This window comes from Peteryoungia desertarenae, assembly GCF_005860795.2.
Lineage (GTDB): Bacteria > Pseudomonadota > Alphaproteobacteria > Rhizobiales > Rhizobiaceae > Allorhizobium > Allorhizobium desertarenae.
This window is the reverse complement of record NZ_CP058351.1, coordinates 614,423-627,496: the sequence shown is the minus strand read 5'-3', so window position 1 is coordinate 627,496 and position 13,074 is coordinate 614,423. Positions and strand designations below refer to the sequence as shown.

At 60.2% G+C, this 13,074-nt stretch carries 11 protein-coding genes; all 11 read left to right on the top strand.

Features of this window, described 5'->3' with window-relative positions; genetic code table 11:
- Positions 1 to 5 precede the first annotated feature (5 nt).
- Positions 6 to 1,292, top strand: coding sequence for an ABC transporter substrate-binding protein (locus tag FE840_RS20230; RefSeq protein ID WP_138287639.1), 1,287 nt, complete (start codon positions 6 to 8; stop codon positions 1,290 to 1,292).
- 59 nt (positions 1,293 to 1,351) lie between these two features.
- Entirely contained in the window at positions 1,352 to 2,176 is an 825-nt protein-coding gene (locus tag FE840_RS20225; RefSeq protein ID WP_138287640.1) for an ABC transporter ATP-binding protein, read from the top strand.
- Positions 2,177 to 2,202: 26 nt separating this feature from the next.
- Complete coding sequence (locus FE840_RS20220) at positions 2,203 to 3,372, top strand: phenylacetate--CoA ligase family protein (RefSeq protein WP_138287641.1); 1,170 nt, start codon at positions 2,203 to 2,205, stop codon at positions 3,370 to 3,372.
- A gap of 47 nt (positions 3,373 to 3,419) precedes the next feature.
- A complete protein-coding gene (locus FE840_RS20215) occupies positions 3,420 to 4,604 on the top strand; it encodes an acetyl-CoA C-acyltransferase (protein WP_138287642.1) in 1,185 nt (394 codons plus the stop codon).
- A 4-nt stretch (positions 4,605 to 4,608) separates the two neighbouring features.
- Complete coding sequence (locus tag FE840_RS20210; protein ID WP_138287717.1) at positions 4,609 to 5,751, top strand: acyl-CoA dehydrogenase family protein; 1,143 nt, start codon at positions 4,609 to 4,611, stop codon at positions 5,749 to 5,751.
- Positions 5,752 to 5,851: 100 nt separating this feature from the next.
- Positions 5,852 to 6,619, top strand: a complete 768-nt coding sequence (locus FE840_RS20205) for a 3-hydroxyacyl-CoA dehydrogenase (RefSeq protein WP_138287643.1) — start codon at positions 5,852 to 5,854, stop codon at positions 6,617 to 6,619.
- A gap of 10 nt (positions 6,620 to 6,629) precedes the next feature.
- On the top strand, positions 6,630 to 7,793 hold the full coding sequence (locus FE840_RS20200; protein ID WP_138287644.1) for an isovaleryl-CoA dehydrogenase: 1,164 nt from the start codon (positions 6,630 to 6,632) through the stop codon (positions 7,791 to 7,793).
- Between the two features lie 39 nt (positions 7,794 to 7,832).
- Positions 7,833 to 9,437, top strand: a complete 1,605-nt coding sequence (locus FE840_RS20195) for a carboxyl transferase domain-containing protein (RefSeq protein ID WP_138287645.1) — start codon at positions 7,833 to 7,835, stop codon at positions 9,435 to 9,437.
- Positions 9,438 to 9,457: 20 nt separating this feature from the next.
- Positions 9,458 to 11,410: an acetyl/propionyl/methylcrotonyl-CoA carboxylase subunit alpha gene (locus tag FE840_RS20190; RefSeq protein ID WP_138287646.1), complete on the top strand. Its 1,953-nt coding sequence runs from the start codon at positions 9,458 to 9,460 to the stop codon at positions 11,408 to 11,410.
- Positions 11,403 to 12,260 carry a hydroxymethylglutaryl-CoA lyase gene (locus tag FE840_RS20185; protein WP_138287647.1) on the top strand — a complete coding sequence of 286 codons (858 nt, stop codon included), beginning with the start codon at positions 11,403 to 11,405 and terminating at the stop codon, positions 12,258 to 12,260. Before FE840_RS20190 ends, FE840_RS20185 begins: the two co-directional genes overlap by 8 nt.
- Entirely contained in the window at positions 12,257 to 13,054 is a 798-nt protein-coding gene (locus FE840_RS20180) for a crotonase/enoyl-CoA hydratase family protein (protein WP_138287648.1), read from the top strand. Before FE840_RS20185 ends, FE840_RS20180 begins: the two co-directional genes overlap by 4 nt.
- Positions 13,055 to 13,074: the final 20 nt, after the last annotated feature.

The window sequence follows — 13,074 nt, the reverse complement described above, 5'->3', positions numbered from 1 at the left end:
ATGAGATGAAAAAGACGCTTGCAGCCTTAGCGGCAGCGACCATGCTGATGACCAGCGTGCCGGCTTCTGCCGATCTGATTGTGCCGAACCTGTCCTATCGGACCGGGCCCTATGCGCCGGGCGGCATTCCCTATGCCGATGGCTTCAATGACTATTTCACTCTGCTGAATGAGCGCGATGGCGGCATTGGTGGCGAGAAGGTCGTGATCCGCGAATGCGAAACCGCCTATAACACGGAAAAGGGTGTGGAATGCTATGAAGCGACCAAGGGCGGCGGCGCTCTGGTCTACAATCCGCTTTCGACCGGCATCACCTATCAGCTGATCCCGAAAAGCGCTGCCGATGGCATTCCTCTCTATACACCTGGCTATGGTCGTACGTCCGCTGCCAATGGCAAGGTGTTTGAATGGGTCTTCAACTATCCAGCCAATTACTGGGACGCAGCCAGCGTCGCCATCCGTTATCTGCTGGAAGAAAATGGTGGAGACCTGAGCGGCAAGAAAGTCGCCCTGCTTTATCACAATTCCGCCTATGGAAAGGAGCCAATCCGCACACTGACGGAACTCTCCAAGAAGCATGGCTATGAACTGCTTGAAATCCCGGTCGACCATCCCGGACAGGAGCAAAAAAGCCAGTGGCTGCAGATCCGCCGGGAAAAGCCGGACTATGTGCTGATGTGGGGCTGGGGCGTGATGAATGCAGTCGCAATACAGGAAGCTGCCAATATCAACTATCCGATGGAGAACTTCATCGGAGCCTGGTGGTCCGGCGCAGAGATTGATGTGGCTCCCGTCGGCATGCAGGCCAATGGCTATAAGTCGCTCGCCATGCATGGCACCGGCATGGACTATCCGGTCTATGACGACCTGAAGAAATACGTGATCGATGCGGGCAAGGCGAGTGGCGCTGGCGACCAGTTTGGCTCGGTTCTCTATTCCCGCGGCATGTATGCAGCCCTGGTCATTTCCGAGGCAATCCGCAAGGCGCAGGAGATGACGGGTAAGTCGTCGATTACCGCAGCCGATCTTCGCAACGGATTTGAAGAACTCGAAATCACCGAAGCACGCATGGAAGAACTTGGTCTGCCGAAATTCGGCCAGCCATTCAAGGCGACCTGCGCGGACCATGGCGGGCCGGGCGCAGCACTGATCCAGCAATGGGATGCATCCGCAAAGAAATGGAACCTGCTGACGGATTTCATTGCGCCTGATGACGAAGTTCTCGTGCCTTTGGTTCTCGAAGACTCCCAGGCTTTCGCCAAGGAAAACAACATCACCGAACGCTGCAACTAAGCAAAAGACTGTCCCGGCACCTGCCGGGGCAGTCGAAACCTCACGTCGGGACGACAGTCATGCAGAATGCGATGAACACGAATGGGGCCTTGCTGGAGGTCAACAATATCGAGGTGATCTACAATCACGTCATCCTCGTGCTGAAGGGGGTGAGCCTCAGCGTGCCGCATCGCGGGATCACAGCCCTTCTGGGGGGCAATGGGGCCGGCAAGACGACGACGCTCAAGGCGATCTCCAACCTGTTGAAGTCAGAACGCGGTGAAGTGACCAAGGGATCGATCCACTATCGCGGTGATCGCGTCCAGGACCTGTCGCCAGCCGATCTCGTTCGGCGGGGGGTCATCCAGGTCATGGAGGGCCGCCACTGCTTCGAACATTTGACGGTCGAGGAAAACCTGATGACCGGTGCCTATACAAGACGTGACAGCAAGGCAGACATCCGGCGCGATCTTGAAATGGTCTATGCCTATTTCCCGCGCCTGAAAGACCGGCGCAAATCGCAGGCGGGCTACACCTCCGGTGGCGAACAGCAGATGACCGCCATTGGCCGCGCCTTGATGAGCCGTCCTGAAACCGTTCTGCTCGACGAGCCAAGCATGGGGCTCGCGCCGCAACTGGTCGAACAGATCTTCGAAATCGTCAAGGCCGTGAACGAGGGGGAAGGCGTCACCTTCCTGCTGGCCGAGCAGAACACCAATGTGGCGCTGCGCTATGCGCATTACGGCTACATTCTCGAAAGCGGTCGCGTGGTCATGGATGGACCGGCGAGTGACCTGCGGGAAAACCCGGACGTCAAGGAATTCTATCTCGGCATGTCGGACAAGGGGCGCAACAGCTTCCGTGACGTCCGCAGCTATCGTCGCCGCAAACGGTGGCTGGCATGAGGGCGGCAGAGGCAAGGACTTTCACCATGAGCCATTTCGATCATCTCGAAACCCGTTCCCAGGACCAGCGCGAAGCCGAGCAGCTGGCCTGTCTGAATGACCTGCTCGACCGCGAGGGCAAAGCAAGGCTTGCGCGTCTTTCGGATCTGGCGGATCTGCCGGTATTGCGTAAAGCCGAACTTACCGAGCGCCAGAAAGAGCGACCCCCTTTCGGCAATTTGCCGATCGGTGATGTTGTTCACTATTTCCAGTCGCCGGGACCCATCTACGAGCCGGGCGGTGTCAGCCATGACTGGTGGCGCATGGGTCGTTTCCTGCATGGCCTCGGGGTGGGCCGCGGTGACATCGTTCACAATTGTTTTGGCTATCACCTCACCCCGGCTGGCATGATCTTTGAAAATGGCGCACGCGCCGTGGGCGCGGCGGTGCTGCCTGCGGGAACGGGACAGACCGAATTGCAGGTTCGTGCCGCCAGCGATATTGGCACCACGGTTTATGCGGGTACGCCGGATTACCTGAAGGTCATTCTGGAAAAAGCGGATGAACTGGGTGAGACGTTGAAGATCAGTCGCGCTGCAGTCTCCGGTGGTGCTCTGTTCCCCAGCCTTCGCCAGTATTATGCCGATCGCGGGATAATGTGCCTTCAGGTCTATGCAACGGCTGATCTCGGCAATATTGCCTATGAATCGCCTGCCATGGAAGGCCTCATCATGGATGAGGGCGTGATCGTGGAGATTGTCAGGCCGGGGTCCGATCGACCAGTGCCCGACGGCGAAGTGGGCGAGGTTGTCGTAACCTCCCTCAATCCGGACTACCCGCTGATACGATTTGCAACGGGAGACCTCTCGGCAATCCTGCCGGGAACAAGTCCCTGCGGACGCACCAACCGCCGGATCAAGGGCTGGATGGGGCGGGCTGACCAGACCACCAAGATCAAGGGCATGTTTGTCAGACCCGAGCAGGTAGCCCAGCTTGTTGCACGCCATGACGAGATTGCTCGTGCGCGAGTGGTGGCAAGTCGCGAGGGCGAGATGGACATCATGACAGTCCAGATCGAAACGCGTGCGACCAATCCGGCCCTCTATGAGCAGAGCGTTGTCGCCACGCTGAAAATGCGGGGTCTGGTCGAACTTGTTCCGCCGGGCGCCCTGCCGAATGATGGCAAGGTCATTGAAGATCGCCGCAGCTATGACTGAAGGCAGGGCTATGCGTAACTGGCTTCCTCGGCGTGCAGGAGAATGACATGAAGACTGAGGTGGTGATCGTCGGTGCCGCCCGCACACCGATGGGTGGTTTTCAAGGCGCGCTGGCCGGCAAGAGCGCGGCCGAACTGGGTGCTGTTTCCATATCTGCGGCCCTTCAACGCGCTGGTATTGCCGCATCGGATGTGGATGAGGTTCTGATGGGCTGCGTGCTTTCTGCAGGGCAAGGGCAGGCACCCGCCCGGCAGGCAGCGCTTTGCGCGGGATTGCCGGTTTCGACGCCTGCCACGACGGTCAACAAGATGTGTGGCTCGGGCATGAAGACCGTCATGATGGCGCATGACGCCATCCTTTCCAATGAGGCTGGCATTGTTGTCGCCGGTGGAATGGAAAGCATGTCAAACGCGCCCTTCCTTCTGGATCGGGCAAGAAGCGGTTATCGGATGGGCCATGGCCGCGTGATCGATCACATGTTTCTCGACGGACTGGAGGATGCCTATGAGAAGGGGCGTCTCATGGGGACATTTGCCGAGAACTGCGCTGAAGCCTACCAGTTTACGCGCGAGGCCCAGGATGACTATGCGCTCAGATCGCTTTCACGCGCCATGGCGGCAATCGCCGCGGGACGCTTTGCGCACGAAGTCGCTCCGGTGTCGGTCACATCAAGGGCTGGAGAGACGCTTGTTTCCACTGACGAACAGGCCGCCAATGCCCGCCCGGAGAAGATCCCGTATCTGAAACCCGCCTTTCGCCCGGACGGGACAGTGACAGCCGCCAATTCCTCATCGATCAGCGATGGCGGCGCTGCGCTGGTTCTGATGACAGGCAGAGAGGCCGAAAAACATGGCCTCAAACCACTTGCCCGGATCGTGGGACATACGAGTTTTGCCAGCGAGCCTCGTCTTTTTCCCACCGCTCCTGTCGGGGCCATGAAAAAGCTCTTCGACAAGATCGGATGGTCGGCAGGTAGCGTCGATCTCTACGAGATCAACGAGGCATTCGCGGTTGTGGCCATGGCTGCGATGCGCGATCTCGGTCTCCCGGCTGACAAGGTCAATGTCAATGGAGGAGCCTGTGCGCTCGGCCATCCCATCGGCGCATCGGGTGCCCGGATCCTGGTAACGCTTCTTGCCGCACTTGACGAGCGGAGTGCCAAACGAGGAGTGGCCAGTGTCTGCATCGGTGGTGGAGAAGCCACCGCCATTGCGATCGAGAGAATGGACTGACCTGATGGATTTCTCGCTGACCGATGAGCAGCTTGCTATCCGGGACATGGCCGAGAGCTTTGCCCGCGACGAAATCGCACCGCATGCGCTCGACTGGGATGAGAACAAGCATTTTCCCGTTGATGTCATCCGCAAGGCTGCAGGCCTTGGACTCGGTGGCATCATGGTGGCAGAGAATTACGGTGGTTCGGCCCTCGGACGCCTGGACGCCGTGCTCGTCTATGAGGCGCTCGCGAAGGGATGCGCGGCCTTCTCTGCCTATCTCTCGATCCACAACATGGTTGCGACCATGATCGACAAGCATGGCAGCGCGCGCCAGAAGGAGACCTATCTGCCGAGCCTGTGTAGCGGCCAGATACTTGCCTCCTATTGCCTGACCGAGCCGGCATGCGGTTCGGACGCGGCAGCCCTGACCACGCGGGCCGAACGCGACGGGGACGACTATCTGCTGACCGGCCAGAAGATGTTCATTTCCGGCGCCGGCGCCACCGATCTCTATGTGGTCATGGCCCGCAGCGGCGGTCCCGGGCCCAGGGGCATTTCCGCCTTTCTGGTGGAGCAGGGAGCGACCGGTCTGGGTTTCGGTGCCAATGAGAAGAAGATGGGTTGGAATGCGCAGCCGACGCGAACCGTGATGCTCGATCGGGTGCGGGTGCGTTCGGATGCGATGCTCGGTCCTGAAGGAGCCGGTTTCAAGCTTGCGATGGAGGCGCTGGATGGCGGGCGGACCTCGATTGCCGCCTGTTCGCTGGGTGGAGCTCAATCGGCATTCGACAGGGCTATCGCCTATACGGCGGAGCGAAAGGCATTCGGCCAGAAGCTCAACGACTTCCAGGCCCTGCAGTTTGTCATTGCAGAAATGGCGACGGACATCGAGGTGGCGCGCACGTTCCTTTGGCGCGCGGCCTCAGCCCTTGATGGCGGATCTGCCGAGGCCACAAGGCTTTGCGCCATGGCCAAGAAACATGTGACCGATAGTGGCTTCGATGTTGCCAACCGGGCACTGCAGCTTCATGGGGGTTATGGCTATCTTGCCAACTATGGTGTCGAGAAAATCGTCCGTGATTTGCGCGTTCATCAGATTCTGGAAGGCACCAATGAAATCATGCGTCTCATCATCGCACGTTCGGTTTTGGCCGAGACATGAGCATGACTTCGAATGATAGAGGGTCTTCCGTAAGCCGCAAAAGGACTGGCTTGATCTCCCTTCTAGCGGCTGCCGCCGCTCAACCAAGGAATGACACATCATGGAAATTGCCGACAAGACTTTCATCGTCACCGGCGCGGCATCGGGGCTTGGTGCAGCGACTGCGCAAATGCTGGCTGAAGCTGGCGCCAATGTCGTCATCGCCGATCGCGATCAGGATGCCGGACAGTCTGCTGCCGAGAGGCTTGGCAGCCGGGTCCGTTTTCACAAAACCGATGTTGTCAGCGAAGAGGATGCGAAGGCTGCGGTCCAGCTCGCTGAAGAGGTCTTTGGCGGTCTCAATGGTCTGATCAACTGTGCCGGTGTTGCGCCGGGCGAGAAGGTTCTCGGTCGGGACGGTCCCCACAGACTGGAGAGTTTTGCTCGTACCGTGTCGATCAATCTTGTCGGCACCTTCAACATGGCGCGCCTTGCCGCTTCTGCCATTGCGAAGTCGGCGCCCAATGCCGGTGGAGAGCGCGGTGTCATTGTCAATACAGCGTCCGTTGCGGCCTTCGACGGCCAGATGGGTCAGGTTGCCTATTCTGCCTCGAAGGCGGGCGTTGCCGGCATGACCCTGCCGATGGCCCGGGATCTCGCCCGCCATGGAATCCGCGTATTGACGATTGCTCCGGGCATCTTCAAAACGCCGATGATGGCCGCGATGCCGCAGGAAGTGCAGGATTCGCTTGGTGCATCAGTTCCGTTTCCGTCGCGCCTGGGAGAGCCCTCGGAATATGCAGCACTGGTCAGACATATCATCGAAAATGCCATGCTGAATGGCGAGGTCATCCGGCTGGATGGGGCGCTGCGCATGGCGCCGAAATGAGGAGGATTTCATGTTTCATGCCACTATGCGCTTCGATCTTGGCGACGATGTCGCAGCGCTCAGGGAGATGGTACACGCCTGGGCCCAGGAAAGGCTGAAGCCGATTGCCGCCGAGGTGGATCGAAGCAACAGCTTTCCCAACAGCCTGTGGAAAGAGATGGGGGAGCTTGGCCTTCTCGGGATCACGGTCAGTGAAGACTATGGCGGTGCCGGTATGGGCTATCTTGCCCATACGGTTGCGGTGGAAGAGATCGCCCGCGCATCCGCCTCCGTCAGTCTGTCCTATGGCGCCCATTCCAATCTCTGCGTCAATCAGATCAAGCTCAATGGGTCGGACGAGCAGAAACGGAAATACCTGCCGGGGCTCGTTTCGGGAGAACATGTTGGCGCGCTGGCCATGTCCGAGCCGGGCGCTGGTTCGGATGTCGTGTCGATGAAGCTGAAGGCCGACAAGCGCAACGGCTATTATGTGCTGAAGGGCAACAAATACTGGATCACCAATGGTCCGGATGCCGATACCCTGGTGGTCTATGCCAAGACCGATCCGGATGCCGGATCGAAGGGCATCACCGCCTTCATCGTCGAAAAGAGCATGAAGGGGTTTTCGACCAGCCCGCATTTCGACAAGCTCGGCATGCGGGGCTCCAATACGGCCGAACTGATCTTCGATGATGTCGAGGTTCCTTTTGAAAACGTGCTGGGCGAGGAGGGCAGGGGTGTCCGTGTGCTGATGTCCGGCCTTGATTTCGAACGCGTGGTTCTGGCCGGTATCGGGCTAGGCATCATGGCTGCCTGCCTTGATGAAGTGATGCCGTATATATCAACGCGGGAACAGTTCGGGCAGCCGGTCGGAAACTTCCAGCTGATGCAGGGCAAGATCGCCGACATGTATGTCGCGCTCAACACGGCGCGTGCCTATGTCTATGAGGTGGCGAAGGCCTGTGATCGTGGCGAGGTGACGCGACAGGACGCAGCCGGAGCGGTGCTTTATGCCAGCGAGCAGGCGATGGTCCAGGCCCATCAGGCCGTTCAGGCGCTGGGTGGCGCCGGTTTCCTCAATGACAGCGTCGTCAGTCGTCTGTTTCGTGACGCAAAACTGATGGAAATCGGAGCCGGAACGTCTGAAATCCGCCGCATGCTGATCGGGCGCGAACTCATGGCCGCGATGGCCTGAACACGGTTCAAGGGCTTTGATGAAACAGCTGGAGGGCCGATGAAACTGAAATCAAACCATATTGCCGGCAGCGACGCCGCAAAGGCGAACCGTGCAGCCCATCTTGCCATGCTTCAAACCATTCGGGAGGCAGCCGCGCTTGCCGCCGAGGGTGGCGGCGAGGAAGCACGAAAGCGCCATGCGGCCCGAGGGAAAATGTTGCCGAGGGAGCGTGTCGCCAATCTGCTTGATCCGGGTTCGCCATTTCTGGAAGTTGGCGCGACAGCGGCCCATGGCATGTACGAGGGTGCTGCCCCCGCAGCCGGTGTTATTGCCGGCATAGGGCGCATCGAGGGTCAGGACGTCATGATCGTTGCCAATGATGCAACGGTGAAGGGCGGGACCTATTACCCGATGACGGTGAAGAAGCATCTTCGGGCGCAGGAAATCGCCGAAGCTTCGCATCTGCCCTGTATCTATCTTGTCGACAGCGGTGGTGCCAATCTTCCGAACCAGGACGAGGTGTTTCCCGACCGCGATCATTTCGGTCGCATTTTCTTCAACCAGGCGCAGATGAGCGCCAAGGGCATTGCCCAGATCGCCGTCGTCATGGGGTCCTGCACGGCGGGCGGCGCCTATGTGCCGGCCATGTCGGATGTCTCGATCATCGTTCGCGATCAGGGAACGATTTTCCTGGCCGGCCCGCCGCTTGTGAAGGCGGCCACCGGTGAGGTGGTGAGTGCCGAGGAACTCGGTGGCGGTGATGTGCACACGCGGCTCTCGGGTGTGGCGGATTATCTGGCGGAAGACGATGCCCATGCCCTGGCGCTCGCCCGCCGCGCCGTCCTCAATCTCAACCGAGAAAAACCGCCAACCGTGCGCTGGCAGGCCCCGGAAGATCCGGCCTATGATCCGGACGAGCTGCTGGATGTGGTGCCGGCAGATCTGCGCACACCCTATGATATCCGCGAGGTCATTGCTCGTGTGGTCGATGGCAGCCGGTTCGACGAGTTCAAGGCGCGCTTCGGCGAAACGCTCGTTTGCGGTTTCGCCCATATCATGGGCTGCCCGGTCGGAATCATCGCCAACAATGGTGTCCTCTTCTCCGAGAGCGCGCAAAAGGGTGCGCATTTCGTCGAACTCTGCTCGCAACGCGGCATTCCGCTCATTTTCCTGCAGAACATCACTGGTTTCATGGTCGGCCGCAAATACGAAAACGAGGGCATTGCCCGGCATGGCGCCAAGATGGTGACGGCAGTCGCCACCACCGCGGTGCCGAAGATCACGATGCTGGTCGGCGGCTCGTTTGGCGCCGGCAATTACGGCATGGCCGGTCGTGCCTTTTCGCCGCGCTTCCTCTGGACCTGGCCGAATTCCCGCATCTCCGTCATGGGCGGTGAACAGGCTGCAGGTGTTCTCGCCACCGTCCGCCGCGAGGGCATCGAACGCAAGGGCGGCACCTGGAGTGCCCAAGAGGAGGCCGACTTCAAACGCCCGACGCTGGATATGTTCGAGCGCCAGAGCCACCCGCTCTATGCCTCGGCCCGATTGTGGGATGACGGGATCATCGATCCGCGCAAGACGCGCGAGGTTCTCGCGCTGTCCTTGTCCGCCAGCCTCAACGCGCCGATCGGGGAAACCCGTTTTGGCCTGTTCCGCATGTAACCGGGTCGGAGAACCAGACCATGTTTCGCAAGATCCTGATTGCCAATCGCGGTGAAATCGCTTGCCGCATCATCAAGACAGCCCGCAAGCTCGGTGTCTCCACGGTCGCCGTCTATTCGGATGCGGATCGTCACGCACTGCATGTCACACTCGCCGACCAGGCGGTTGCGATCGGCGGCGCGGCGCCGAAGGACAGCTACCTCAAGGGCGATGCGATCATTGCCGCCGCGCTTGAAACGGGTGCCGAGGCCATTCATCCGGGTTACGGGTTTCTTTCGGAGAACCCCGATTTCGTTGATGCGGTGGAAAGCGCGGGCCTCGCTTTTATCGGCCCTTCGGCCAAGGCCATCCGCGCCATGGGGTTGAAGGATGCTGCCAAGGCGCTGATGGAGAAGGCGGGGGTGCCGGTGGTGCCCGGTTACCACGGCGACAATCAGGATGGTGCCTTCCTTGCCGAACAGGCGCAGGTGATCGGTTATCCGGTGCTGATCAAGGCGGTCGCCGGTGGCGGCGGCAAGGGCATGCGGCGCGTTGAAAGTGCTGCGGAATTTGGCGATGCGCTGCGGTCTGCCAAGGCCGAAGCGGCCAACGCATTCGGCAATGACGCCGTCCTGATCGAGAAATATGTCGCTGCTCCACGCCATATCGAGGTGCAGGTGTTCGGTGATGGCAGGGATGCCGTGCATCTCTTTGAGCGCGATTGCTCGCTGCAGCGTCGCCACCAGAAGGTGATAGAGGAGGCGCCGGCGCCGGGCATGACCGCCGAGATGCGGCAGGCCATGGGTGAGGCCGCGGTCCGTGCAGCGAGAACCATCGGTTATTCCGGTGCAGGTACGATCGAGTTCATCGTCGACGGCTCGGACGGGCTGAAAACCGATCGTTTCTGGTTCATGGAGATGAATACGCGCCTGCAGGTGGAGCATCCGGTGACGGAGGCCATCACAGGGCTTGACCTTGTGGAATGGCAGTTGCGCGTGGCGAGTGGGGAGCCCCTCCCGCTCAGGCAGGAGGAAATCCGCCTGACAGGTCACGCCTTCGAGGCGCGGCTTTATGCCGAAGATGTCGAGGCGGGCTTTTTGCCGGCGACCGGAAGGCTGGCTCATCTTGCCTTCCCGGACAATTGTCGCGCTGACACCGGCGTGCGCAGCGGCGATGAGATATCGCCCTGGTATGACCCGATGATCGCCAAGATCATCACCCATGGCCCGACGCGGAGGATTGCTCTTTCCGCGCTCGGCCGAGCGCTTCGGGAGACGGAGGTTGCGGGAACCGTGACCAATCTCTCTTTCCTCCAAGCCCTGACGCAACATCCGGGTTTCGTCCGAGGCGACGTCGATACCGGGCTCATCGCACGGGATATTCAGGCGCTGACCGTGAAGGTTAAGGATGAAGAACGCGATCAGGTCATGGCAGGTCTGGCCGCTTTGCAGGTCACCGGCCTTCCCCGTGACACCCTGTCCGGATTTGCGCTCTGGGCGCCGCTCGAACAGCAAGTCTGCCTTGAAAAGGATGGCGATCTCTTGACGGTCAGCCTGCAATTCTCCGGTCCCGAACGCGCCACCGTGAGGGTAGGCCAGGTCTCGTTCGAAGCCTTGCGGGACCAGTCCGGCTGGTTCGTCGAAGGGCAAGCGCGCATGAAGCTTGTCGAAGCCGAAGGGATACATGTCTTTGCGGGCAGTGCCACAGCGAGCTTCAAACGCCAGGATCCGCTGGACCGTGATGGGTCGGCGGGCCTTGGCAGCGATGTGACCCTGGCCCCCATGCCCGGACTGGTCCGGTCGATCCTCGTGCGTGTTGGAGACGATGTTGAACCAGGGCAAACGCTCTGCGTGCTCGAGGCCATGAAGATGGAGCACAGCCTGAAGGCAATGCGGACTGGTCGTGTCGCTTCTGTGTTCGTCACGGAAGGCAGCCAGATCGCAGCCGGAGATCCGCTGGTGCAGCTGGAGCCCGAGGCGAGCCATCATGGCTGACTTCGTCGAGATCTATGAAGTCGGCCCGCGCGACGGCTTGCAGAATGAAAAGCGCCTGATTTCGACCGCAGACAAACTGAGCCTGATTGGAAAGCTCGCGGTCTGTGGTTTCCGGCGCATTGAAGCCACGAGTTTCGTCAGCCCCAAATGGGTGCCGCAAATGGCCGATGCAGCAGACGTCATGGCGGGCGTCCCGCGCCGCGCCGGGCTTTCCTATGCCGTGCTCGCACCCAATCTCAAGGGTTACGAAGCGGCCAGGGCTGCAGGTGCCGATGAAGTTGCAGTTTTCGCATCGGCTTCGGAAGGGTTCAGCCGTGCCAATCTCAATGCCTCGATCGCGCAAACCATGGACCGATTGAAACCGGTGGCGGAGGCGGTGCTCTCAGATGGTCTGAGATTGCGCGGCTATGTCTCGGTCGTGACCGACTGCCCGTTCGATGGCAAGGTTGCGCCGTCACAAGTGGCAAAGGTGGCGTCGGATCTGTTATCGCTCGGCTGTCATGAAATCTCCCTTGGAGAGACACTCGGTCGTGGAAATCCTCGAGAGATCGCCGCGATGCTGGATGCCGTATTGAATGAGATACCCGCTGACAGGCTTGCCGGCCATTTTCATGATACCGGAGGGCTTGCGATCCGGAACATCGACGTGGCTCTGGAGAAGGGACTTCGCGTCTTCGATGCATCGGTTGGCGGACTGGGTGGCTGTCCCTATGCGCCGGGTGCTGCGGGCAATGTTGCGACCGAGACGGTTGCACATCACCTGGCGGCTGCCGGTCTGGACACGGGACTTGATCTGGAGCGGCTCAAGGAGGCCGAAATCTTCGCCAAGACCTTGAGGAGCAAGGCATGAATGAGACGATCAAGGTGGATGTCGATCCGCGAGGCATTGTCCAGTTGCGACTAGGCCGACCGGAGAAGCGGAACGCGCTTTCCAGCCGCATGATGGAAGAACTGACGCAATTTGCCGAACTTGCGGAGGATCGGCGGGATTGGCGCGCGGTTATCCTGAGCGGTGAAGGCGCTGCATTTTGCGCCGGTGGCGACCTTGACTGGATGCGACAGCAGATGGCAGCGGACAGGCAGACGCGAATCTCCGAGGCGCGAAAGCTGGCCGGTATGCTCTCGGCGCTGAATGCCCTTCCGCAACCCTTGATTGGCGCCATGCATGGCAGTGCATTCGGTGGCGGCGTGGGCATGGCCTGTGTCTGTGATCTGGTTCTGTCGACACCTCAAACCGTGTTCGGGCTGACCGAAACCCGACTTGGTCTGATCCCGGCAACGATCGGACCCTATGTGCTGGCCCGCATGGGCGAGGGCCGCGCGCGGCGTGTTTTCATGTCAGCCAAACGGTTCGGCGCCGCAGAAGCGCTTGAACTCGGCATCGTCTCGCGCATCGTGGATGACGAGCATCTCATGCAAGAGGCGATGAATGAAGCGGAACGCTACCTGGAGACAGCGCCGGGCGCTGTTGCGTCTGCCAAGAAACTCGCCCGCTCCCTTGCACGTGTGCTTGATGAGGAGCGGATTGAAGAAAGCATCAATGCACTGGCGGATACCTGGGAGAAGCCGGAGGCGGCAGAAGGGATTGCTGCCTTTTTCGACAAGCGAAAGCCCGTCTGGGACAGGTCGCAGAAGACAGGCTGATGCCCCGCAAGTGAACCGGC

Coding starts and splice junctions, on each gene's coding strand:
- FE840_RS20230 (WP_138287639.1), top strand. CDS start 6: ATGAAAAAGACGCTTGCAGCCTTAGCGGCAGCGACCATGCTGATGACC.
- FE840_RS20220 (WP_138287641.1), top strand. CDS start 2,203: ATGAGCCATTTCGATCATCTCGAAACCCGTTCCCAGGACCAGCGCGAA.
- FE840_RS20215 (WP_138287642.1), top strand. CDS start 3,420: ATGAAGACTGAGGTGGTGATCGTCGGTGCCGCCCGCACACCGATGGGT.
- FE840_RS20180 (WP_138287648.1), top strand. CDS start 12,257: ATGAATGAGACGATCAAGGTGGATGTCGATCCGCGAGGCATTGTCCAG.
- FE840_RS20225 (WP_138287640.1), top strand. CDS start 1,352: ATGCAGAATGCGATGAACACGAATGGGGCCTTGCTGGAGGTCAACAAT.
- FE840_RS20185 (WP_138287647.1), top strand. CDS start 11,403: ATGGCTGACTTCGTCGAGATCTATGAAGTCGGCCCGCGCGACGGCTTG.
- FE840_RS20190 (WP_138287646.1), top strand. CDS start 9,458: ATGTTTCGCAAGATCCTGATTGCCAATCGCGGTGAAATCGCTTGCCGC.
- FE840_RS20210 (WP_138287717.1), top strand. CDS start 4,609: ATGGATTTCTCGCTGACCGATGAGCAGCTTGCTATCCGGGACATGGCC.
- FE840_RS20205 (WP_138287643.1), top strand. CDS start 5,852: ATGGAAATTGCCGACAAGACTTTCATCGTCACCGGCGCGGCATCGGGG.
- FE840_RS20195 (WP_138287645.1), top strand. CDS start 7,833: ATGAAACTGAAATCAAACCATATTGCCGGCAGCGACGCCGCAAAGGCG.
- FE840_RS20200 (WP_138287644.1), top strand. CDS start 6,630: ATGTTTCATGCCACTATGCGCTTCGATCTTGGCGACGATGTCGCAGCG.